The following is a 23,280-nucleotide window of genomic DNA, read 5'->3' on the forward strand; positions in this document are numbered from 1 at the left end:
CTGTTTCAGTAGAATGACAAGAATCCTTCTTATATCCATCTGCTTAGCGAAAATAGATACAGAAAAATTGACTGGTAATTAAATTTATTTGCGTACTTTGTTTGTACGGTATGGCTCAGAGCTTGCTGCTGGAATAAAAAGCCTTTCTGATAACTGAGGAAGCTCGTTGTACGTCGACAAAGAAGCATCCTTACCGTCGACCACATCCCCGGAAAGCTCTCTATTATTTTTCTGCTGCTGGTTAAAAGAGGCTGTATCTGTAGCTTCTATTACCTCTACACCATTAGCGGAGGTTGCAAGCTCAGGTGAACTTATAACCGGCATTTCATTTGAACTAGCAGAGTTCGATGGCAAGGCATTGCCAGAATCAGCCTCTTGCGGCATGCGTATGAAGTAGATAGTAAGAATAGAAAATCCAATTAAGAAGGTAGCCATACCTAAGCGCTTTACCCTAAAGGCCATCTCATTTCCCTTTATTCCTTTGCCCCTATTGCGGACGGAGTAGCAAAAACGTGACTGATTACACATCAGAATCGCGCGACAAGTTAACACATTTTAATCGTGACTGTGAATCACTTTTTAAACATAAAGTTACCTCTTGTTACACAGACGCCTTCTTTAGCGATCTTCCCATTCGGTAACACAAAAGCTCCAAATTAGGGTCATCAAGGCACACCGATGATTTCATTCTGAATAATCTTTCGGCTATTTCATGTCATAGGATCACATTCGGGTATTACAACCTTGTTGTTGACGTTTACGTCAACGTAATACACACTTAGCCCATTCAATCGAACAATACCCACTAAAAGAAGTTGCCTATGAGCAAGACTTACAGCATTAGCGATCTGGCCAAAGAATTTGATATCACCACCAGGACGATCAGGTTCTATGAGTCTGAGGGACTGATCTCCCCTGAACGCCAGGGACAGACGAGGATCTACTCAGAAAAAGACCGGGTAATGCTCAAGCTCATTTTGCGGGGTAAACGGCTTGGTTTCAGTCTTGCCGAGTCCAGAGCCATTCTGGACCTTTACGACCCCCAGACAGGTAACAAAGACCAGTTGCAGCTCCTACTGAGCAAGATTTATGAGCGCCGCGAAGCTTTGCAGCGGCAGCTTAAGGATATCGAAGTCATGCAGAGGGATTTGAATGAGGCTGAAGCCCGCTGTCTTGAAGCTATGTCAGGCCTAACAGATTAAACCGGTTGACGCCTGACTCCCACGACGGTGATTCAGACGACAGCCCGACCAAATAACCAGGAACAACAATAACGCAGGTGAACTATGAGCTCTCATTATCACTCACTGAACTTTGGATTCGATGAAACAATCTGCATGCTGAGAGACCAGGTGTCTTCTTTCGCTCAAAGCGAAATTGCACCTCTGGCAGCTGAGGTCGACCGGGAAAATGCTTTCCCTAACACTTTATGGAAGCGATTGGGAGAGCTTGGCCTGCTGGGAATTACCGTCTCGGAAGAATATGGCGGCTCTGATATGGGGTATCTGGCTCATGTTCTGGCAATGGAAGAAATCAGTCGCGCTTCAGCCTCGATAGGCCTAAGTTACGGCGCTCACTCCAATCTCTGCGTTAATCAGATTCACCGCAACGGAACCCCGGAACAAAAAGCAAAATATCTACCCAAGCTGGTATCCGGGGAGCATATTGGCGCACTTGCGATGAGCGAACCCAATGCGGGCAGCGATGTTGTCAGCATGAAACTGCGCGCGGAACGTAAAGGTGATCACTATGTGCTTAACGGCGCCAAGATGTGGATTACCAACGGACCGGATGCCAACACTTATGTGATCTATGCAAAGACCGACATTGAAAAAGGACCTCACGGCATCACCGCTTTTATTGTTGAACGGGATTACCCGGGGTTCAGTCGCTCTCCCAAGCTGGACAAACTGGGCATGCGCGGCTCCAACACCTGCGAGCTGGTATTCGACAATTGTGAAGTACCGGTCGAAAACATTCTTGGTGGAGAGAACCAGGGCGTCAAAGTTTTGATGAGCGGACTGGATTATGAACGGGTGGTCCTGTCCGGTGGCCCTACCGGCATCATGCAAGCCTGCATGGATCAAATCGTGCCGTATATCCATGAGCGCGAGCAGTTCGGACAATCCATTGGCCAGTTCCAATTGATTCAAGGCAAAGTGGCGGATATGTACACCACCCTCAACGCCTGCCGCTCTTATTTATACGCGGTTGCCCAGGCGTGTGACCGAGGCGAAACCACCCGTAAAGATGCCGCCGGCGTCATTCTTTATTGTGCAGAAAAAGCGACTCAAATGGCGCTGGATGCGATTCAGATTCTGGGGGGTAACGGCTATATCAACGAGTACCCCACCGGTCGCTTGTTGAGAGACGCGAAGCTATATGAAATCGGGGCCGGCACGTCGGAAATCCGTCGCATGCTGATCGGCCGGGAACTGTTTAACGAGTCACGTTGATAAGGAGGTTCCATGGCGATCATCGAATCCAAGATAGACACTGCAGGCGAAGAATTCCAGAAGCGCCAGGAACACATGGCCGGACTGGTAGACAACCTGCAGACATTGGTTGCAACGATCGAGCTTGGTGGCGGAGAGAAAGCCCGGGAGCGCCATCTTGCCAAAGGCAAGCTTCTTCCCCGGGAAAGAATCGCCAGGTTACTGGATCCCGGCTCTCCTTTCCTGGAGATAGGACAATTGGCCGCCCACGATGTCTATCATGAAGCTGTACCGGCGGCAGGGGCGATTGCCGGCATTGGTCGAATCGAAGGCATTGAATGCATGATCGTCGCAAACGATTCCACCGTTAAGGGCGGCACCTATTACCCGTTAACGGTAAAGAAACATATCCGCGCCCAAACCATCGCAGAGGAAAACCGCCTACCTTGCATCTACCTGGTCGACTCCGGCGGCGCTAACCTGTCTCAGCAGGATGAAGTATTCCCCGGCAAGGAAGATTTCGGCCATATTTTCTACCGTCAGGCGAGAATGTCTGCCCAAGGGATTCCCCAAATTGCCGTGGTTCTCGGCCTTTGCACGGCGGGAGGCGCGTATGTTCCCGCCATGGCAGATGAAAGCATCATGGTAAAGGGGCAAAGCACCATATTTCTGGCAGGGCCGCCACTAGTTAAGGCGGCCACCGGAGAAGTGGTGTCCGCCGAAGAATTGGGCGGCGCCGACGTGCATTGCCGCACTTCCGGTGTTGCAGATCATTATGCCGAAGATGAAGTACATGCCCTGATGCTGGCACGCCAGGCCATCCGACGGGTAAACCACAAGAAACTGGGGAGCCTGGATACCACCCCATCGATCCCACCAAGATATGACGTAAACGAACTGGACGGAGTCGTTCCCTCTGATCTCAAGACCCCATATGACGTTCATGAGGTCATCGCCCGAATTGTGGATGACTCAGACTTTGACGAGTTCAAAGCCCTGTTTGGCTCGACACTCGTGTGTGGATTCGCCCGCATTCACGGCTATCCGGTGGGCATCGTCGCCAATAACGGCATTCTATTCAGCGAGTCCGCCCAGAAAGGCGCTCACTTTATTGAGCTGTGCTGCCAGCGCAAGATTCCATTGGTCTTCCTGCAGAACATCACTGGATTTATGGTTGGGAAGCAGTATGAAGAAGGCGGCATCGCCAAGCATGGCGCGAAGATGGTGACGGCTGTCGCCTGCGCAGAAGTTCCTAAATTTACTGTCGTGATCGGCGGAAGTTTCGGAGCCGGGAACTATGGCATGTGTGGCCGAGCCTATAATCCACGATTTATGTGGATGTGGCCCAACGCCCGCATCGCCGTTATGGGAGGAGAGCAAGCCGCCGGCGTTTTGGCACAGGTCAAAGAAGACGCCATGAAGCGCCAGGGACAGAGCTGGACAGACGCTGAGAAAGAAGCGTTTAAAGCCCCGACGATAGAACAGTTCGAACGCCAGTCACACCCTTATTATGCGAGCGCCAGACTCTGGGACGACGGCATTATCGCGCCGGCTGACACCAGACGGGTTCTCGGACTGGCGATTTCCGCCTCCCTTAACGCTCCAATTAGTGACACCAAATTCGGTGTCTTCAGAATGTAAGCTCTGGACGCAATCACTAAGGATTTTCGATATGAGTAACACCAATTTCGATACTGATGACAGCCTCGTTACCCTTCAGATTGAGCATGGAGTTGCCACACTGGCACTGAACCGTCCTGAGAAATCCAATGCGTTTAACGCCGAGGTGATCGAGCAACTGATACGCTCTTTAGAGGAACTTAAATCCAACAATACCGTGCGGGTTCTTGTGATCGCCGGGCACGGTAAGCACTTCTCGGCAGGCGCTGACCTCCACTGGATGAAAAGCATGGGGGAAGCCAGTTATGAAGAAAACCTGGCCGATGCCAATCGACTCGCTTTCTTGATGGATACCCTTTACAAGTTCCCCAAACCGACCATCGCCCGCGTTCAGGGAGGTGCATTTGGTGGCGCACTTGGATTGATCTGCTGTTGCGATATCGCCATAGGCACCCAGTCCTCAAAATTTTGCCTGAGTGAAGTCAAACTGGGTCTGGTCCCCTCAGTGATCAGCCCTTATGTAAACCGGGTAATCGGTGCCCGCAATATGCGTCGCTATACGCTAACCGCCGAGTTGATAAATGCCGAAGCGGCCAAACAGCTCGGCATTCTCCACGAAGTTGTTTCCGATGACCAACTTCAGGAAACCACCTCCAATCTATGCAAACAGATTCTGAATAACGCCCCTAATGCCCTGACCAGCGCCAAACAGCTGCTCAACATGATCCAGAACCATCCTATCGGGGAGCAAACTCTCGTCTATACCAGTGAACTGATCGCCGAGCTCAGAGTTAGCGAGGAAGGACAGGAAGGACTGAAAGCCTTTCTGGAAAAACGGTCGCCCCAATGGGCCCACGCAGGAGACCAGCCATGAAACGACTATTGGTGGCTAACCGGGGCGAAATTGCTCTGCGGGTAATGAAGACAGCCCGGAAAATGGGAATTACCACCATCGCGGTCTATTCAGATATTGACCGCAATGCCCCTTTTGTACAGTTTGCAGATGAAGCGTACGCACTGCCGGGAACCAGCCCTAAAGACACCTATCTTAATCAGGACCGTCTCTTTGAAATCTGCAAAACCCACTCAATTGACGCAGTTCACCCCGGCTACGGATTTCTCTCCGAAAACGCGGATTTTGCTCAACGCTGCATCGATAACGACATTACGTTCATAGGCCCCCTCGCCTCATCTATTTCTGCGATGGGCGATAAAGCCGCTGCAAAGAAACTGATGGACGAAGCCGGTGTTCCCCTGGTGCCGGGATACCACGGCGAAAACCAGGACAGCGCCTTTCTGCTGGAAGAAGCACAAAAGATCGATTTTCCGCTACTCATCAAAGCAAGCGCCGGTGGCGGCGGCAAAGGTATGCGTGCGGTAGAAGCTGCCTCCGAGTTCGAGGATGCACTACAGGCGGCCAAAAGAGAGGCACTAAATGCCTTTGGGGATGACAAGGTACTCCTGGAAAAACTCATCATCCAGCCTCGCCATGTCGAAGTTCAGGTCTTCTTTGATAGTCAGGGTAACGGCGTCTATCTGTTTGACAGAGACTGCTCAATACAGCGCCGCCATCAGAAAGTGATTGAAGAAGCCCCCGCTCCCAACCTCAGTGCAAACACCCGAAGACTTATGGGAGAAGCTGCGCTGGATTGTGGCCGCAAGATTCAATACCGGGGCGCTGGCACAGTTGAGTTTCTGGTCGATTACCAGGAAAACTTCTATTTCATGGAAATGAATACCCGGCTGCAAGTGGAACACCCTGTCACCGAACTGATTACCGGTCAGGATCTGGTGGAATGGCAGATCCGTATCGCCCGGGGAGAATCACTGCCTCTGGACCAGGAAAGCCTCAGCATCAAAGGGCATGCAGTAGAAGTCAGGCTCTATGCGGAAAGTCCGGAAAACAATTTTCTGCCGAGCATCGGCCACCTTAAACAGGTGACTTTTCCCGAACCGCACTACTTTTTTGAACAACCACACCAATCCTTTGAACAGCCTGCAGAGTCCCGCGCTAGATTTCTCAGGGTGGACAGCGGCATTGAAGCCGGCAACAGTATTACCCAACACTATGACCCCATGATCGCCAAAGTGGTTGCGTGGGGGCCATCACGAGAGGAATCTGTCGCCTATTTAGCTGAAAAGCTTCGGCATACCCTGATCAGCGGAGTGGAAACCAACAATGGTTTTCTGGTTAAAACGCTTGAGCACCCTGACTTTGTAGCCGCCAGATTTTCAACGAATTTTATTGCCGAAAACGAGCCGGACCTCATTCCGGCAATCGAGCCTGACTCCGATCTGATGGGGGTCGTCACCGCACTGCATTGGAATCTCAAATCACAACAGCTTGGTTCCAGTCGCTATGAGACTTTTGATTCGAGCCCCTGGAATACCGCCGACTTGTGGAGCATGAACGGACAGCGAACAGCCACGTTTGAGTTCTGGCTGAATAATGAAAATTTAACGACGAGCATCCACTCCCCCCGTTCCTTCGGACAAAGAAAGGGATCATTTAGCCTTTCCTTCGATCACCAGACAACAGAAATTGACTTCGATATCGTGTCTGAGAATACCCTGACGATCAGAGCGGATGGCAAGCTCCGGGAATACCACTATTTTATCGATACCAATCAAATAGTAGTGTTCGTCGACGGGTACGGTGTCACTCTGGAAACTCCGGATGACAGCACCCTCGTTCAGCACCATGGTGATCACCAGGGAAATGCGCTTTCCGCCCCCATGGGAGGCACCATCGTTAAGGTTCTGTGTGACGAGGGAGCAACCGTCGAGAAAGGCCAGGCCCTTGTGGTCATGGAGGCCATGAAGATGGAACATACGATCAAAGCGCCAGACCAGGGTGTGGTGAACCGATTGTTATGCCGCGAGAAAGAAACAGTTTCCGCTCAGCAACTGCTGATCGAGTTTCTATCGTCACAAGACCTGGATTTACCCCAAAACAACGCACAAACTGGTACAACAGGATGAGTGCTCCACAGGTTAAAATTGTTGAAGTCGGCCCTCGGGACGGTCTACAGAACGAGTCAACACCTCTGACACCTCAGCAGAAAGCCGAGCTTATCAATGACCTAGCCAAATCAGGCATTACGCATATTGAAGCCGGTAGCTTTGTGTCTCCCAAATGGGTGCCGCAAATGGCTGACTCAGAGCAGGTATTTGATCTGATAGAGAGGGTTACCGGGGTGACCTACTCCGCCCTAACTCCAAATCTCAGGGGCTTTGAAGCAGCACTCAAATGCCATGTCGACGAAGTGGCCATATTCACTTCCGCCTCCGAGTCTTTTACCCAAAAGAACATCAATTGCAGTATCGCAGAAAGCATTGAACGCTTTATTCCCGTATTAGAGGCAGCCCGGCAGCATAATATTCCGGTGAGAGGCTATGTGAGCTGTGTACTGGGTTGCCCTTATGAGGGAAATATTTCTCATCAGGCAGTCCTTGAAGTGTCTCAAAAGCTCAGGGAACTCGGTTGTCACGAGATATCGCTGGGAGACACGATTGGTGTCGGTACGTCCCGGCAGACAAAATCACTACTTCAAGCCCTGATACCGGAACTTGGCGCAGAAACCCTGGCCGTACACTTTCACGATACCTACGGACAGGCAATTGCCAACATTGACCAGTCCCTGGATCTCGGCATCCGCATTATTGATGCCTCCGTTGCAGGCTTAGGGGGCTGCCCCTATGCCAAAGGTGCCTCGGGCAACGTCGCCACAGAGGATGTCATCTACATGCTGGAAGGAAATGGCATCCATACCGGTGTAGATATAAATAAGCTGGTGGAAGCAGGCAGCAAAATATCGCGCGTACTCAATCGCCCCAATGGATCAAAGGCCGGTACAGCCTTGTCTCATAAATAGGCTCCATTACGTTAGTACCCAGATCAGCACTATATATGAAGAAGAACACGATTCCTTTGAGATCCATTGACAGGAAAAAGACTTAACTTTACTTTCCAGAATCAGCAAACTAAACGACCCTTTCAGCAACAAACAGAACAACCTCAACAAGGGGCTATCATGTCACAGCCAGAATCGTTCACACCACTCTGGACACCCTCCAAGGAAAGAATCAGTAAAACTCGTCTGACGGACTTTGTCCGCTTTGCCAAAGCCCATTACCCTGACGTACCGGAAGCCTACCAGCCGTTACATCAATGGTCTGTCCAGAACAAAGAGCAATTCTGGTCCCTGATCTGGGACTACTTCGGCGTAAAGGGAAAGAAAGGAAGCTCACCTTACCTCGAAAACGCTGACGCCATGCCCGGCGCCAAATGGTTCCCTTCCGCCTCCTTAAACTTTGCGGAAAACCTGCTGTCCAGAAGCAACGATGAGCCCGCCATTATTTCGTATAAGGAAACTGGAGAGCGCATTGAGATTTCCTGGTCAGAACTCAACCGTAAAGTTGCTCAATTAGCCGCCACATTGAAACGCCTGGGCGTTGAAAAAGGTGACCGAGTGGCCGCCTTCCTCCCCAACTGCGCGGAAAGCGTGATAGGTATGTTGGCAGCCTCCAGTATCGGAGCAATCTGGTCCTCTTGTTCACCGGATTTTGGCCTGCAAGGGGTTCTTGATCGCTTTGGACAGATCAAACCCAAAGTTTTGCTGGCGTGCAATGGCTACTATTACAATGGCAAAGTCATTGATACCCGTTCCCGGGTATCTGAAATCACTCAATCCCTGGAGAACCTTTCCGGCCTGATCTGGTTGAGCTTTGCCAAAAACCTTCAGGTTGCCGGCTCGAGCAATGTATCAGAATTGACCTATCAGGTTATGAATATTGAAGCCGACATCTATTCTGATACGTCTGTACCCGAGCTAAGCTTTACACCCTGCTCTTTTGATGACCCGCTTTACATCATGTATTCATCAGGCACAACCGGCGTTCCAAAATGCATTGTGCACAGCATTGGGGGAACACTCCTGCAGCATTTGAAAGAGCTAGGCCTGCATACGGATCTTCATCAAAGTAATCGCATTTTTTACTTCACCACCTGTGGATGGATGATGTGGAACTGGCTGGTATCAAGTCTGGCTTTTGGCGCCACACTGGTACTCTACGACGGCTCTCCGTTCTTTCCGAAACCAGATCGTTTATGGGATATTGCGGAAGCTGAAAAAATCCGAATTTTCGGTGCCGGAGCAAAGTTCTACAGTGCTTGCGAAAAAGAACACCTGTCTCCAGGGAAGTCCCACGACCTTTCTTCCTTAGACGCCCTTCTCTCGACCGGCTCCCCATTGCCTCACGAGACGTTTGATTATCTATACCGGGAGGTGAAGTCCGATATCTGCCTCAGCAGTATTTCCGGTGGCACAGACATCATTTCCTGTTTTGCCCTGGGCAATCCAGTTCTGCCGGTTTATCGGGGAGAGCTCCAGTGTCTTGGACTCGGCATGGACGTTGCATTTACAGATGAAGAAGGACAACCTCTTATCGGAGAAAGAGGCGAGCTGACCTGTCAATCTCCGTTCCCCTCCATGCCGATAGGTTTCTGGAATGACACGGATGGCAAAAAGTATCACGAGGCCTATTTTGATCGTTTTGCCAATATCTGGGCGCATGGTGATTTTGGAGAGGTTGTAGAGCACCAGGCAACCTCGCAAACGCCACTCCAACACGGCGTGATAATACACGGCCGCTCTGATGCAGTGTTGAACCCTGGCGGCGTCAGAATAGGCACGGCAGAGATTTATCGTCAGGTGGAGAAGCTGGACGAAATACTTGAGTCCATTGTCGTTGGCCAACAATGGCAAGACGACGAAAGAGTTATTTTATTCGTTAAGACAAGACAGGACGTTGAGCTGAACGATGATTTGATCAGCAAGATCAAACAGACTATCAGAGCTAACACCACTCCACGACACGTCCCGGCCAAGATCATTGCCGTGCCGGATATCCCACGCACCATCAGCGGAAAAATTGTCGAGCTGGCCGTCAAGAAAATCATTCATGGAGAAGAAGTAAAGAACAAGGATGCTCTGGCAAATCCAGAGGCACTTCATCACTTTGAAAATATAGCGGAGCTGAAGAGCTGATCTGATACAAAGCAAGCCAATCACCACCTCCACAAGAGGTGGTTTAGGTATGCCAGCAGAGTGCACCAACAAAAAAGGAGAGCAATAGCTCTCCTTTTTCATATGTTATGAAGACAGATTAGATAGCTTTCTCAAGCTCTGGAACTGCTTCGAACAAATCTGCCACCAAACCGTAGTCAGCTACCTGGAAGATAGGCGCTTCCTCGTCTTTGTTGATGGCAACAATGACTTTACTGTCAGACATACCTGCCAAGTGCTGGATTGCACCGGAGATACCAACAGCGATATACAGCTGAGGAGCAACGATTTTACCGGTTTGACCAACCTGCATATCGTTAGGAACGAAACCGGCGTCAACTGCCGCGCGAGAAGCACCAACAGCAGCACCCAACTTATCAGCCACTTTGTACAGCATTTCAAAGTTGTCACCGTTTTGCATACCACGGCCACCAGAAATAACGATACTGGCACTGGTCAACTCTGGACGATCAGATTTGGCCAACTCTTCCTTAACAAAGGAAGATACGCCCGCATCGTGTGCTGCACCTACAGCTTCAACTGAAGCTGAACCGCCTTCTGCTGCAACCGGGTCAAATCCGGTAGGACGAACAGTAATCACTTTGATGCTGTCGCTGGACTTAACAGTAGCAATCGCGTTACCCGCATAGATTGGGCGAACAAATGTATCAGGACCTTCAACTTTGATGATGTCAGATACCTGAGCAACGTCCAACAAAGCGGCAACACGAGGCAAGAAGTCTTTACCAGTAGTGCCTGCGGAGGTCAGGATATGGCTATAGCCTTTACCCAGCTCAGCCACCAGAAGAGAAAGGTTTTCGGCCAGGTGATGTCCGTAGGCAGCGTTATCAGCAACCAATACCTTGCTGACACCGGCAACTTTCGCAGCAGCTTCACCTACTGCCCCGCAACCTTCACCTGCAACCAGAATTTCAATATCGCCACCAATCTGTTGGGCGGCAGCAACAACGTTCAGAGTGGCAGGCTTCAGTACGCTGTTATCGTGATCTGCAATTACCAAAACGCTCATAATTAAATCACCTTCGCTTCGTTTTTCAGCTTTTCAACCAACTCAGCCACGCTACCGACCTTAATACCGGCCTGACGTTGCGCTGGAGCCTCAACCTTGACGGTAGACAGACGTGGTGCAATATCAACACCCAGATCTGCTGGAGTCGTGGTCTCCAAAGGCTTTTTCTTGGCTTTCATGATGTTTGGCAGAGATGCGTAGCGCGGCTCATTCAAACGAAGATCCGTTGTTACAACGGCAGGAAGGTTTAGAGCAACTGTTAACAGACCACCGTCAATTTCACGAGTGACATTGACCTTATCGCCTTCAACAACCACTTCTGAAGCAAAGGTACCCTGTCCGTAACCACACAACGCCGCCAGCATCTGACCGGTCTGATTGTTATCGGTATCGATGGACTGCTTACCAAGAATGATCAGTTGGGGCTGCTCTTTCTCAACCACTGCTTTCAGCAGTTTGGCTGCCGCCAGAGACTGAACCTGCTCTTCAGTTTCGATGTGGATACCACGATCAGCGCCCAGTGCCAGAGCTGTTCTGATCTGCTCCTGGGAAGCCTTGGGTCCGATGGAAACGACTACGACTTCAGTAGCAACACCCTTTTCTTTAAGGCGAACCGCTTCTTCGACAGCGATTTCACAGAATGGGTTCATTGCCATTTTGATGTTGGTTAGATCAACGTCAGTATTGTCTGACTTAACTCGTACCTTAACGTTGTAATCAATTACTCGTTTTACAGCGACCAGAACCTTCATAGATTCCTCGTTTGTGTTGTGATGTGTTCAATTGGAACCAATGCGGCGCAATCCGTAACTGTTTTAAATTCAGATTTAAATTCAGAAATTTAAACACAGTACGCGCCAGCAGGCGTTTTCAAAGCAGCCCAATACTGAACGCTTCTCTCGTGCAGGTCAACCACACAGGTCAGAGAATCGGCAGTAATTGGCGGGAAATTTTTACTCCCCTGATAACTGCATCCGACCTATTAAAGGCGATTTTGGAGAAAAATTCAAACAAACGTTTGTTTGAGGTTGAAAATACGTTATGCTACGTATGTTTTAATCCTCTATACTTCTGAGATTTTAACGACTTGCAGCACAGCGTGGTCGGACCGTATCGAGGGGTGACACAATAAAACCCCAGAGCTCCCGACAACAATAACACCGAAGTATATCAAGGATGTATCACGATAAACCGTATTAGTTTTATCGTTCAGGCGCTCACAATAAGAATGAGAGTGTACAGGGCCGTGCTGCCAGAAACTTTTTAGAATACCCAAAAGCTTTTTAAAGCTGTGAAGCTAAAAGGAGATCAATGGTGGAACGCGAATCGATGGAATTTGACGTTTTGATCGTGGGCGCTGGTCCGGCTGGTTTGTCTGCTGCCTGCAGAATTCTTCAGCTGGCTCAGGAAAACGAGCAAGAACTGACCGTCTGTGTTGTAGAAAAAGGTTCTGAAGTCGGCGCGCACATCCTCGCCGGTACCGTATTCGAACCAACAGCTCTGAATGAACTGTTTCCCAAGTGGAAAGAAGAAGGCGCTCCCCTTAACACTCCTGTTGCCGGCGATGACATCTTTGTTCTTCGCGGCCCTGAATCTGCGATCAAGGTCCCCAACGCCTTTGTCCCCCGCAACATGCATAACGAAGGCAATTACATTATCAGCCTTGGTAACCTTTGCCGCTGGCTTGCTGAAAAAGCCGAGGGCATGGGGGCAGAAATCTACCCCGGCTTTCCTGCCGCTGAAATTCTTTATCACGAAGACGGCAGCGTAAAAGGTATTCTGACTGGCGACATGGGTATTGGACACAACGGCGAACAGAAAGACAGCTATGTGCCCGGCATGGAACTACACGCCAAGTACACTTTGTTCAGCGAAGGCTGCCGTGGGCATCTCGGCAAACAGCTGATCGAAAAGTTTGACCTCAGCGAAGGCAAAGATCCCCAGCATTACGGCATCGGCATCAAAGAACTCTGGGATGTTGATCCGGCCAAACACCAACCAGGCCTCGTTATTCACACCACCGGCTGGCCGCTCACCGAGAGCAAATCGACCGGCGGTTCTTTCCTGTATCACCTGGAGAATAACCAGGTATATGTGGGCCTGATTACAGACCTGGGTTATACCAACCCTCACATGTCTCCTTTCGAGGAATTCCAGAGACTCAAACTGCATCCTGAGATCAAGAAGTATCTCGAAGGCGGCAAAAGAGTCGCGTATGGCGCAAGAGCGATTGCCAAAGGCGGATTCAATTCACTACCCAAAATGACCTTCCCCGGGGGCCTTCTCCTGGGTTGTGATGCAGGCACCCTGAACTCTTCAAAGATCAAGGGTTCACACACGGCAATGAAGTCTGGCATGCTGGGCGCCGAAGCAGTTTTTGAAGCCCTGAAAGCCGGCTCAGAAGGTAAAGAAGACCTCACGGCATTTACCAATAAATTCAAAGCCTCCTGGCTGTATAAAGAGCTCTATGATGAGCGCAATTTTGGCCCCGCCATGCACAAGTTCGGCAACATTATGGGCGGTGCCGTCGCATACTTTGAACAAAACATTCTTCGCGGCAGCCTGCCTATCACATTCCGTGACACCAAAAAGGATCACGAAGTGCTGAAACCTGCCAGCGAATGTCCGAAAATCAGCTACCCCAAACCGGATAATAAGCTGACTTTCGACAGATTAACCTCCGTGTTTCTGTCCAATACCAACCACGAGGAAGATCAGCCCTGCCACCTGAAGCTTAAGGACGCAGACGTGCCGATCAACTACAATCTGCCGAAATACGACGAACCAGCGCAGCGCTATTGCCCTGCGGGAGTTTATGAGGTCGTTGAAGGCGAGGATGGCAACAAACGCTTCCAGATCAACGCTCAAAACTGCGTTCACTGTAAGACCTGCGATATTAAAGACCCTACCCAGAACATCGTGTGGGTAACGCCTGAAGGCGGCGGCGGTCCAAACTACCCCAATATGTAACCGGGGCACATAAATGGAAAAGGCAGCGTTACGCTGCCTTTTTTATTTCTGCTTAAGAGATCGGGGCCGGAACAGAACCCTCTATAGCCAGGAAGGTTTTCTAAAACCAAACAAGCCTTCCGGAATCACCCGGCCAGCGAAAACTATTCAGACCCGTAAAGCTTTCCAAACCCACTAAAATTTTCCAAGAAAGAAAGAGTCATCCTGGCTCACCAGTGTCAGAGTAGTTACGCCGTTACTCTCCTGCTGAGTGGCCAGCTCGACCAACTCATAAAATATGTTACGTCCCACCCGAGCTTCGAGCCCCCTGTCCAGCTGGAGATAGGGAATCGTTTCTCCAGTCTCATCATCAAAACTGACTCTTAAACCATGCTCCCTGGAAAGAACAACGTTTTCGCCAATATTCGTTGTAAAGACGATCGCGTCCCGCCCCTTATCATCCAGATACTCTTCCATGCCGGTCACAACAAATGGAGAATCCTCCACTGTCAGGCGCGCTTTCTCCACAGGCGTTTTCAGGTAGTAATTTCCATCAGGCTCTCGCACGAGGATTGATGCAAACAATTTAACCATCGCCTCTCTGGCAATCGGTCGCCCTTCATAGAACCATTCGCCCTGCCGATTAATGGACATCTCGATATCCACTTCTATTTCCGGATGCCAGTTCTCGACGGGAGGCTTTCTCGTACTGCTGATTTGATCCAACAGACTGGCTAATTCTTCAGGCGTTCTTTTTTGCAACTAACTATCCTCCTACAGACCTCTCTGCCATTCCTGCCGTAACTGCACCAGTTCTGGATGCTCTATAGCCAGATCCAGTTTCTCCAGCATAGACGCTTTGTCTTTACCCAACACGCCTTTCAGCACCAGATAATTTGAAGCATGATCACTGCGAAAAATGGTTTTGGAGAGTTCCGTTTTACTCAGAAACAACCTCACTTCTTTGAAGAGCTCTTTCTGCGTCGGCATATCGAAATCCTCAAAGTCTGACCTTAGCCGCTGCTCGCCAAGCGGAAAGCTCACTACCAGCGTGGAAAGATAATCTGGTTGAGCCTGATTCACCATTTCAGCACTATTTACAGCATGCTGCTGCCAGTATCGACGCCCTCCAAGTCCATTCAGGATCATGACGGAACTTCTCAAGCCTGCCTGCTTGATTTTCAGCAATGCCTCCACCGTGGACTTCTGGGTTTCACCCTTCTGCACTTTATCCAGAACCAGGTCATCTCCTGATTCTGCTCCCACATAGAGAATATCCAGACCAAGTGAGCGTAACTCAGCAAGCTCGGCCACAGATTTTTTACGAATATTCCGCGGAAGACAGTATGAAGAGACCCGCTGCAGATTTGGAAAAAACTCATTCAGCCACTCAAGAATCTGCCGCAGTCGCCGGAATGAAAGAACCATCGCATCACCATCGGCCAGGAACACTCTGCGTACTCCGGGATCCATTGCTGCAGCAGCCTTAATTTCAGCCAGCACAACATCTTCCTGTTTTGGCTTAAACTTCTTTTGCGGTGCGGTATACATTTCGCAGAACGTACAATTGTTCCAGGAGCAACCATTAGTCACCTGAAGGATAAAAGAGCCAGCTTCACTGGGTGGTCGAAACACAGGTTCTATGTAGCTAAATGGTATGGCAGACATTCGATTGAGGTCTTTCGTCTTTTCAGTTAGTTTGATACGGCATTATAGCGGCTCCAAAAGGATTTATAACGTCTGACAGGCTGACTGGAGCCACATTGTGAATGACTTCTCTTATGTCACAGCCGTGTCGACTTGCCAGGAACTACCATGACGACAAATTCCCTCGACACCCTATTCCGCACAGAATTCCCGCTCGAGCAACACCTGATTCACCTAAATCATGCAGCCGTTGGCCCCTGGCCTATGCGTTCGGTATACGCGATCAAGCGCTTTTCTGATGAGAACATGTATCTGGGCTCTCAGAATTACCTGAATTGGCTGAAAACCGAGAATCAGTTACGGCTTAGACTGTCAAAGTTGATCAATGCAGCCTCTGTCTCGGAAATTGCACTAAGCAAGAACACCTCTGAAGCACTATCAATCGTCGCCTACGGTTTGGATTGGTCCCCTGGCGATGAGGTTGTGATCACCAACCAGGAATTCCCTTCCAACAGAATCGTGTGGGAATCACTGCAGGATCGTTTTGGGGTTGTCGTTAAAGTGACAGACTTGAACACCGCGGAAGATCCTGAATCGGCCATATTGAAATGCCTCAGCCAGCGCACGCGCCTAGTCTCTGTGAGCTCCATACAATACGGCACCGGCCTGAAACTTGACCTGACGCTACTCGGGAACGAAATCAAAAGCAGGAATATTTTATTCTGCGTTGACGCGATCCAATCGGTAGGGGCCTGCAAAGTTGACGTCCAAAGGGACAAGATTGATTTTCTCATGGCTGACGGCCACAAGTGGATGCTGGGCCCAGAAGGCTTAGCGCTGTTCTTCGTCAAGAAAGACGCGCTCAACAGCTTGAAACTGAATCAGTTCGGTTGGCACATGGTTAAGGATCGAGGCAATTTTGACCGCCACGATTGGGAACCCGCAGACACCGCGATCAGGTTTGAATGCGGGAGTCCGAATATGCTCGCGACCCACGCCTTGAATGAAAGTGTCGGACTGCTACTCGAAGTAGGAATAGAGGTCGTTGAAGACCTGGTAAAAAACAAGGTTAAAACGCTCGCAGACCACCTTCAGGCAATTCCCGGCATCAGTCTTGTCACTGATCTTGCCAACAGCAGGTATGCCGGCATCCTGACTTTCCGCCACTCCTCACGGGACAGCCGACATCTTTTCGATACCTTAAATAGTCTGGATGTCTTATGTGCAGCCCGAGGTGGAGGCATCAGATTTTCCCCTCACTTCTATACCCCGGACGAAAAGCTTGCTGCAGCCTGTGAAAGACTGGAAACAGCCTTAAGATAAATGTCGAAACAGAGGGTTAAGACTAATAAAGTCGACCAACCATCTGACCGCAACCTTTGCCCCAGATATCAGCAGAATAGGCACGTATCTCGCTGGTATGGAAACCCTGGCCATGGTAAAGGTTGCCATGTTCAAGCAGAGAACCCAACGACGACACTAATGGCATGTGACTGACTAGCACAAAACTTTCGTCCGTATAGGTGTCGAGCTTACCGAAACAGTCATTCGGGTCATCGTCCGGAGTGGCGAATTCCAGGCATATGGAACTCTTTATGCCAGGCAAAGATGTTTCCAGAGCCTTGGCAGTTTGTCTGGCACGCGTGAATGGACTATGCAGCACAACCAGAGAGCCTATCTCCAGTCTCTCCAGTAAATCAGCAAGTTGCTCTGCCACCTGCTTCGTATAGGCCAAACCGTAAGGTGTCAGCTCCCTTTCTGAATCGGAAGCTGCATGCATTTCGGCTTCACCATGCCGCATAATAAAAAAATAACTCATAAACCTTCCTTAATAACCAATACATTCCTTCCTTGAGGCATCCTCAAGCCTCCAGCAGCGTCATGAATAAGAGGTTTGATGGCATCAGGTACGAGGCAAGACAAACTCTACATCACTGTTTTGCTCGCGCAACATTAACTGGGTGATGACCTTATCGACAGCAACATTTTCGTAAATAATTTTATACAAACCTTTCACCAGTGGCATTTCCACCTGCATTTCTGTGGCCTTCATATGCGTAATACGGGTGGTATTCACACCTTCTGCCACTTCACCAAGGTTCTCGACCGTCTCCTCCAGAGATTCTCCTTTCCCTAAAGCATATCCGACCCGGTAATTCCTACTGAGAGGAGAAGTACAGGTCACGATCAGGTCTCCGACACCGGCCAATCCTAAAAATGTCATGGGATTGGCTCCCATCTCCACGGCAAACCGACTCATCTCCGCCAAACTACGGGTAATCAGCATCGCCTTGGTGTTTTCCCCGAGATCCATCGCTGCCGCCATACCTGAGATAATGGCATAGATATTCTTCAGCGCACCTCCCAGCTCGACACCATACATGTCAGTATTGGCATAGACGCGGAAACTGGAGCTGCTGAGCGCCGCCTGCACTTTTGTTCTTAAATCCTCACTGATGCTCGCAATCACGGTTGCCGTCAGACACCCCCTGGCAACCTCTTTGGCCAGATTAGGCCCACTGAGCACACCAACCTCATTACCTGCCAGCTCACCGGTCAAAATTTCACTCATTAGTGAAAAGCTTGATTCTTCAATCCCCTTTGTCGTACTGATCCAGTACTGACCTTCTTTTCTATACTCCTTGGCCTCCTGCACCACCTTGCGGAAGGACTTACTGGGAACAGAAACAAAAACCAGATCCGCATTCCGGACAGCGGCAGAAATATCTACTGTCGCAACCAGGGAGTCATCAAGCGTTGAATCAGGGAGGTACTTGGTGTTGACATGCTGCTGATTAATTTCATCAGCCCTTACCTGGTCCCTCAACCAAAGGGTAGTCTCAAAACCGTTTGCCGCAGAGATATTGGCAATGGCAGTACCAAAACTACCACCGCCCAATATTGAAATTTTCATAGAAATTCGTCTCTTGGATTAAGTTCCCTATTTTTGTCCTACAGCCATGAAACGCTCTACCACCCGGATAAAACGCCTCATACTCATGCTTGTACTCTGTAGAGATGACAAAAAGATAAAAGAAAGGATGGCATGGATTAAGAAGAAGTGTGAGCCTGCTCTTCTTCCAGAGCTTTTACAAGATCTTTAAATGCCTCTCTGTTGTTGGCATTGAGATCCATCAGGACTTTGTGTGCCGCCAGCACTTTTTCACGAACTTCCTGCTCGGAAGCATGCAGTATCGGGATTTCATCCAGATGCTCAATTTCCGTAGCAGCCTTCTCCACGATGATGAACAACTCATCAAACCCCATTGAGTATATCAATCGGGTGATATCAGGATTAGTTGAGATAATCGTTGGCAGCAGCTTGTTGTTTTTACGCGCAAAAATGCCAATCTTGGCCAACAGACCAAGCGTTGTACTGTCAACCACTGACGTTTCCGTCAGATCTATGACAACTGTCAGAAAGTTGGCATCGTCTTTCATCAGATCGATTAAACGATCCAGGGTAGAACAAAGATACAACCGGATTTCTCCGATGAACTTAAGAACGTAGATACCCTGCTGCTCTGCCTGGAGTATTTTATACCCGGACATCAATTACACCGCTGATTCCAGTATGGACACTATGGCTATATCATCAGGCAGCTCGGTCACCCAATCCAACCTGAATGCTTTTTCTAAACTTGCTATAGTGTGACTCGCAGACTGTACGGTTTCAAGAAGACACTCTTCTTTTTCTGCTAGGGATTTGGCATTTATCACTTCCAACAACCCATCTGAGCACACCACCAGCGAAAATCCGGGGGCAAGATGCTCCTTATATAGTGGAAACTTCGGATCATCAAATAGTCCCACAGGTGGCCCCTTACCTTCCAAATAACGGCTATGCCCGTTCACAGACAGTATTGGCATCGGAAAATGAGCACCGACTGAATATGTCAGGGTGCGGGATTCCGTATCAATAATGCCGGCAAACATAGTCAGGTGCTTGCCCATGTCCGTCTCAAGGATCTCTGTATTCACCCGGGCCAGGAACCGGTCCGGATAAAGCACATCATCACTGGAATGACGGCGCAGGTTTCTTTGCAGTCGGTTTGTCAGATTTTTTAACAGCACGGTAACGAAAGCAGATGAGGCCCCATGACCAGAGACATCTGCAAAATAAAACGCTACCTGGGTATCACTGACTGGAAAATAGTCAAAGAAATCGCCGCTTAGATAGAGGGAAGGCTTGATACAGTGATCAAATGTGATGTTGGAAAATTCCAGATTATGCTCCGGCAACATCTTCATCTGAATCTGCCGACCAGCCCGGTGATCCGCCTGCAATTCCTCCAAGCCCGCTTTCAGGCTTTTATTTGCCTGCTCAAGCTCCAGCCTGTACTGCTGATTTTCCCGTGATAGCCTCACCCGCTCCATAAGCCTGGAAATGGAATGATCGATATCAATGGTATCTATCATGGGTTTCGCCACAAACCCGGCAGCGCCTGCTCGTAACGCAGACAAAATATGTCCGGAGCTGACATCCTGACTCATGACGATCAAGGGGGGACGGGGCCTCATGGGGGCAACAAGTCTGGCAACAGTGGAAAGCTCACCCGTAGGAAGATCCCCTATGACGAGATCCGGAGAGAGATCCTCGAGCTTAGGAGTAAATTCAGCCAAGGTGCTAAAAATTTCTACATAGAACCCCTGGGAGTCCAGATGCTCTTTGAGATGTCGAGCTGATTCAGCATCAGCATCAATGATAATGAGAGTTTCCTCAAGGTCGGCCATAGCTATTTTGCCGATATTTCCTGATTGTTATTGTGTCTCAGCCACTATTTTTGTCACTATTACGCTCAAATATAGTCAGGTCGTTTCTTGATCCGAAGGTGTAAAACACCTTACTGATATACCCTGAATTGATGTCTTTGTGGCTTAGACAACCAAATGTTCAAAAACAAAGGATTATATACTTGTTTTTAGCGGACTATCAGTCGACCTGCAACTTACAAATGCAACATAATGACAAAAATTAGAATTATCATACTAACTGGGTAATTCTTATTTTATACGCACTTCTACTATTCAAACGTTAATCATATGGATAACACGATTTACGACTTATTAGGTGTCCGGGACAGATTAATCATGGACCCGGTTCATGGAGGCATCTCCCTTTTCAAACAGGAAGTTGCTGTCCTTGACCACCCTCTTTTTCAGCGCCTTCGATATATTTGCCAAAATGACATCCTCTCTTATGTCTTCCCAGGAGCGACACACTCCCGCTTTCTTCACAGCATCGGTACCATGCACGTTGGGCATCGCATGTATAGAGGGCTCATCGAGTCCTGCCTGAGAAGATTCAGAAAAGAAGAAGGCTCTCTGACGAATGCCCAACTCGCCAGCATCAACTACTTCAATAAATTGATTCGCCTGGCCTGCCTGCTTCACGATTGCGGTCATAGCAGCTTTTCTCACCAGTTTTCACAGGTGCCCACCATCAGGCAGCTGATGGATAAGCCAGGCAGATTCAAAGAGTTATGGAGCGGCATTGATCCTCGTCCACTTTACTCGGAGATCCCGACCGAACTTGAACATGAGCACTTCTCTGTACGCTGTGCCCACGAAATTCTGGGGCCGGATCTGACTAAAACCGCAGATATTGAAGCCAGAGATGTACTGGCACTGATGGAAACCACCTCCGTGGTGCTTAGCGAACGATTTACGGAACATACGATACAACTTTGGGAACTGATTACCGGCTCCTCCTCTGTTCCGGACAATGCCCCCTTCCACTTAAGGAATGTGCTGTCCCTGATCGTATCCGGAGAAATTGATGCAGATCGGGCAGACTACATGCTGCGTGACGGATTCCACTCGTCTGTCACCATCGGCGGGTTTAACCTCGATCACCTGCTGAAGAATCTGCACATCGGATGGGATCCTGAAGCCGACTGGATGGGACTGGCCATTACCTCAAAGGGCTTGGGCTCGCTGGAAGACTTTGTCTATTCCCGCCATCAGATGTACCGAAAGGTCTACGGTCACAAGACATCTATCGGCTTTGACTGGATTCTCCGTCAAGCCATCGAAGAAGTTCTCACTCAGCCGGAAGTATATGAATACATCGACCTCTGTCTGAGCGATATCAATGCTTTTCGCTACCTCACGGATAACTATTTCTGGGAACAGTTCAGGGTACGCGCACAAAGAGACCCTGACAGTTTTTCAGCCATGATGATGGACCGCAGGAGGCTTGAACACCTCCACAGCATGGAAAATGTGGACTCCGAAAAGCTGGCTGAAAAAATCAGCAAAGTGGCCGATTTCAACAATATCTATCCGGATGACATCGTTTGCTGCACATTACGTGCACGTTTTTCCAAAATTCGTAAAGACTTTGACAAAATCAAAGTCCTGAATAAAAGACCGCTCAGCGAACAGTCCCCTCAGATTTACTATTCATTGATCAGCGATGAAAGCGGCTTCTTTCAGAAATTCTCAGATGCCAATATCGTGCATTTCTATCGTAGCCCCCAGGCGAAGCATTTGAACTGACGAGCAGTACCTCACTTAAACGCCTTAAATCTGATTACGCAGCCCCAGCTCATGAGGATGGGGCTTCAGATATGTCTGCCCGGTGGCGTAACCCCGATTCTGCGCCAGCAGATAATGGTTCAAGAGTGTCAACGGTACAATCAATGGCACAGTCCCCTGCCGATACTGATAGAGAAGGCTTTCCCACTCTCTCAGCTGAGCGTCACTCATTGAACTGACAGAGGTTCGAACAAGATCCTGCAGCACATGTGCATGATTCTTTCTCTCAGCTTTTTTCGCCAGCGCCGACATGAACAGCTCTTTGTATCGTTGCATGTCTTCGTGCAGAGTGTTTTGCCGGGTATTTGCCACGATATTTCCGAGCAACGGCAAACTTGAAGGAGAACAAGCTTTCAACAGGCTTTTGTGCCTTGCGTGAAAGGACATTAGAGCGGATATCGACGAGCTATTCTGTACATTGGTTCGCCAGTCATTATGGCAAAACACCCGGGTAACAAAGTTTTCAAGAAGCACCGGGTCGCTCAGTCTCCCGGCCTCCTCGATCGGCAGTGTCGGCAACGCTGCCTGAATATACCCGGCATAAATTCCAGGCCTGGATGCCACAATTTGATTACCTTCTTCGTTGTAGACTTTGACCCTGAACGCTCCACAACTGGGAGACTTCTGCATAAAAATGTAGCCATCTACCTGGGTTAAATCAGGAATCCGCTCCTCGGCAAACTGCCTTAAACGATTGGTCACATCAATTTTCGAATCCCGACTCCCAACGGCAGCTACTCCGCTGTCGGTAGCCACCAGACGAAGCGCCTGCCTGGGAACTCCCAACCCAATACCAACTTCAGGACAGATTGCTTTAAAGTCCATAAACCGCCCCAATTGCTCACGAATATAGAGGGAATTTTTGTGTCCACCATCGAAGCGAACGTTTTCCCCTCTGAGACAGGCGCTTATAGCCACCAAAGGGCGATGATTACGGCAATTTTCGTTCATAATTGATGATCTCCGGGCACGACTAATTTGTTTTTACGTG

The 23,280-nt window shown here is 49.4% G+C and carries 21 protein-coding genes; 10 read left to right on the plus strand and 11 right to left on the minus strand.

Annotation, left to right across the window (positions count from 1 at the left end):
* Window positions 1-84 precede the first annotated feature (84 nt).
* Window positions 85-462, minus strand: coding sequence for a hypothetical protein (locus BTA51_RS10105; RefSeq protein WP_094707332.1), 378 nt, complete (start codon window positions 460-462; stop codon window positions 85-87).
* A 359-nt stretch (window positions 463-821) separates the two neighbouring features.
* Here BTA51_RS10105 and BTA51_RS10110 point away from each other — a divergent pair, with 359 nt between their 5' ends.
* From BTA51_RS10110 to BTA51_RS10140, 7 genes are all read left to right on the plus strand, one after another.
* A complete protein-coding gene (locus tag BTA51_RS10110) occupies window positions 822-1,202 on the plus strand; it encodes a MerR family DNA-binding transcriptional regulator (RefSeq protein WP_094707333.1) in 381 nt (126 codons plus the stop codon).
* A gap of 84 nt (window positions 1,203-1,286) precedes the next feature.
* Window positions 1,287-2,456 (plus strand): isovaleryl-CoA dehydrogenase, encoded by a 1,170-nt coding sequence (locus BTA51_RS10115; RefSeq protein ID WP_094707334.1) that lies wholly within the window; start codon window positions 1,287-1,289, stop codon window positions 2,454-2,456.
* Window positions 2,457-2,468: 12 nt separating this feature from the next.
* The gene (locus tag BTA51_RS10120; protein WP_094707335.1) at window positions 2,469-4,076 is read left to right on the plus strand and encodes a carboxyl transferase domain-containing protein; all 1,608 of its coding nucleotides are present in this window, start codon (window positions 2,469-2,471) and stop codon (window positions 4,074-4,076) included.
* A gap of 31 nt (window positions 4,077-4,107) precedes the next feature.
* Window positions 4,108-4,929, plus strand: a complete 822-nt coding sequence (locus BTA51_RS10125) for an enoyl-CoA hydratase-related protein (protein WP_094707336.1) — start codon at window positions 4,108-4,110, stop codon at window positions 4,927-4,929.
* Window positions 4,926-7,037, plus strand: a complete 2,112-nt coding sequence (locus BTA51_RS10130; RefSeq protein WP_168188124.1) for a biotin carboxylase N-terminal domain-containing protein — start codon at window positions 4,926-4,928, stop codon at window positions 7,035-7,037. The genes BTA51_RS10125 and BTA51_RS10130 overlap by 4 nt, the downstream gene beginning before the upstream one ends.
* Window positions 7,034-7,930, plus strand: a complete 897-nt coding sequence (locus tag BTA51_RS10135; RefSeq protein WP_094707338.1) for a hydroxymethylglutaryl-CoA lyase — start codon at window positions 7,034-7,036, stop codon at window positions 7,928-7,930. The genes BTA51_RS10130 and BTA51_RS10135 overlap by 4 nt, the downstream gene beginning before the upstream one ends.
* A gap of 159 nt (window positions 7,931-8,089) precedes the next feature.
* Window positions 8,090-10,105 carry an acetoacetate--CoA ligase gene (locus tag BTA51_RS10140; RefSeq protein ID WP_094707339.1) on the plus strand — a complete coding sequence of 672 codons (2,016 nt, stop codon included), beginning with the start codon at window positions 8,090-8,092 and terminating at the stop codon, window positions 10,103-10,105.
* Window positions 10,106-10,223: 118 nt separating this feature from the next.
* Here BTA51_RS10140 and BTA51_RS10145 read toward each other — a convergent pair whose 3' ends face one another.
* Window positions 10,224-11,153: an electron transfer flavoprotein subunit alpha/FixB family protein gene (locus tag BTA51_RS10145; protein WP_094707340.1), complete on the minus strand. Its 930-nt coding sequence runs from the start codon at window positions 11,151-11,153 to the stop codon at window positions 10,224-10,226.
* Between the two features lie 2 nt (window positions 11,154-11,155).
* Window positions 11,156-11,905, minus strand: coding sequence for an electron transfer flavoprotein subunit beta/FixA family protein (locus BTA51_RS10150; RefSeq protein ID WP_094707341.1), 750 nt, complete (start codon window positions 11,903-11,905; stop codon window positions 11,156-11,158).
* Between the two features lie 559 nt (window positions 11,906-12,464).
* Here BTA51_RS10150 and BTA51_RS10155 point away from each other — a divergent pair.
* A complete protein-coding gene (locus BTA51_RS10155; protein ID WP_094707342.1) occupies window positions 12,465-14,123 on the plus strand; it encodes an electron transfer flavoprotein-ubiquinone oxidoreductase in 1,659 nt (552 codons plus the stop codon).
* A gap of 174 nt (window positions 14,124-14,297) precedes the next feature.
* Here the strand turns inward: BTA51_RS10155 and BTA51_RS10160 are convergent, their stop codons facing one another.
* Window positions 14,298-14,864, minus strand: coding sequence for a DUF1285 domain-containing protein (locus BTA51_RS10160; RefSeq protein ID WP_094707343.1), 567 nt, complete (start codon window positions 14,862-14,864; stop codon window positions 14,298-14,300).
* 12 nt (window positions 14,865-14,876) lie between these two features.
* The gene (locus BTA51_RS10165; protein WP_094707344.1) at window positions 14,877-15,770 is read right to left on the minus strand and encodes a radical SAM protein; all 894 of its coding nucleotides are present in this window, start codon (window positions 15,768-15,770) and stop codon (window positions 14,877-14,879) included.
* Between the two features lie 147 nt (window positions 15,771-15,917).
* Between BTA51_RS10165 and BTA51_RS10170 the strand changes: the two genes are divergently transcribed.
* Window positions 15,918-17,072 (plus strand): aminotransferase class V-fold PLP-dependent enzyme, encoded by a 1,155-nt coding sequence (locus tag BTA51_RS10170; protein WP_094707345.1) that lies wholly within the window; start codon window positions 15,918-15,920, stop codon window positions 17,070-17,072.
* 22 nt (window positions 17,073-17,094) lie between these two features.
* Here the strand turns inward: BTA51_RS10170 and sixA are convergent, their stop codons facing one another.
* From sixA to BTA51_RS30890, 5 genes are all read right to left on the minus strand, one after another.
* Complete coding sequence (gene sixA, locus BTA51_RS10175; protein ID WP_094707346.1) at window positions 17,095-17,568, minus strand: phosphohistidine phosphatase SixA; 474 nt, start codon at window positions 17,566-17,568, stop codon at window positions 17,095-17,097.
* 84 nt (window positions 17,569-17,652) lie between these two features.
* The gene (locus BTA51_RS10180; RefSeq protein ID WP_094707347.1) at window positions 17,653-18,663 is read right to left on the minus strand and encodes an NAD(P)H-dependent glycerol-3-phosphate dehydrogenase; all 1,011 of its coding nucleotides are present in this window, start codon (window positions 18,661-18,663) and stop codon (window positions 17,653-17,655) included.
* A 137-nt stretch (window positions 18,664-18,800) separates the two neighbouring features.
* Complete coding sequence (locus BTA51_RS10185; protein WP_094707348.1) at window positions 18,801-19,301, minus strand: STAS domain-containing protein; 501 nt, start codon at window positions 19,299-19,301, stop codon at window positions 18,801-18,803.
* Window positions 19,302-19,304: 3 nt separating this feature from the next.
* Complete coding sequence (locus BTA51_RS10190) at window positions 19,305-20,483, minus strand: PP2C family protein-serine/threonine phosphatase (protein ID WP_094707349.1); 1,179 nt, start codon at window positions 20,481-20,483, stop codon at window positions 19,305-19,307.
* A gap of 351 nt (window positions 20,484-20,834) precedes the next feature.
* Window positions 20,835-21,155 (minus strand): hypothetical protein, encoded by a 321-nt coding sequence (locus BTA51_RS30890; protein WP_371333182.1) that lies wholly within the window; start codon window positions 21,153-21,155, stop codon window positions 20,835-20,837.
* A gap of 48 nt (window positions 21,156-21,203) precedes the next feature.
* Here BTA51_RS30890 and BTA51_RS10195 point away from each other — a divergent pair, with 48 nt between their 5' ends.
* Window positions 21,204-22,250, plus strand: a complete 1,047-nt coding sequence (locus BTA51_RS10195) for a phosphohydrolase (RefSeq protein WP_371333183.1) — start codon at window positions 21,204-21,206, stop codon at window positions 22,248-22,250.
* A gap of 24 nt (window positions 22,251-22,274) precedes the next feature.
* Here BTA51_RS10195 and BTA51_RS10200 read toward each other — a convergent pair whose 3' ends face one another.
* On the minus strand, window positions 22,275-23,240 hold the full coding sequence (locus BTA51_RS10200) for a DUF523 and DUF1722 domain-containing protein (protein WP_094707351.1): 966 nt from the start codon (window positions 23,238-23,240) through the stop codon (window positions 22,275-22,277).
* Between the last annotated feature and the right edge of the window lie 40 nt (window positions 23,241-23,280).

Source organism: Hahella sp. CCB-MM4 (genome assembly GCF_002260525.1).
Taxonomy (GTDB): Bacteria; Pseudomonadota; Gammaproteobacteria; order Pseudomonadales; family Oleiphilaceae; genus Hahella.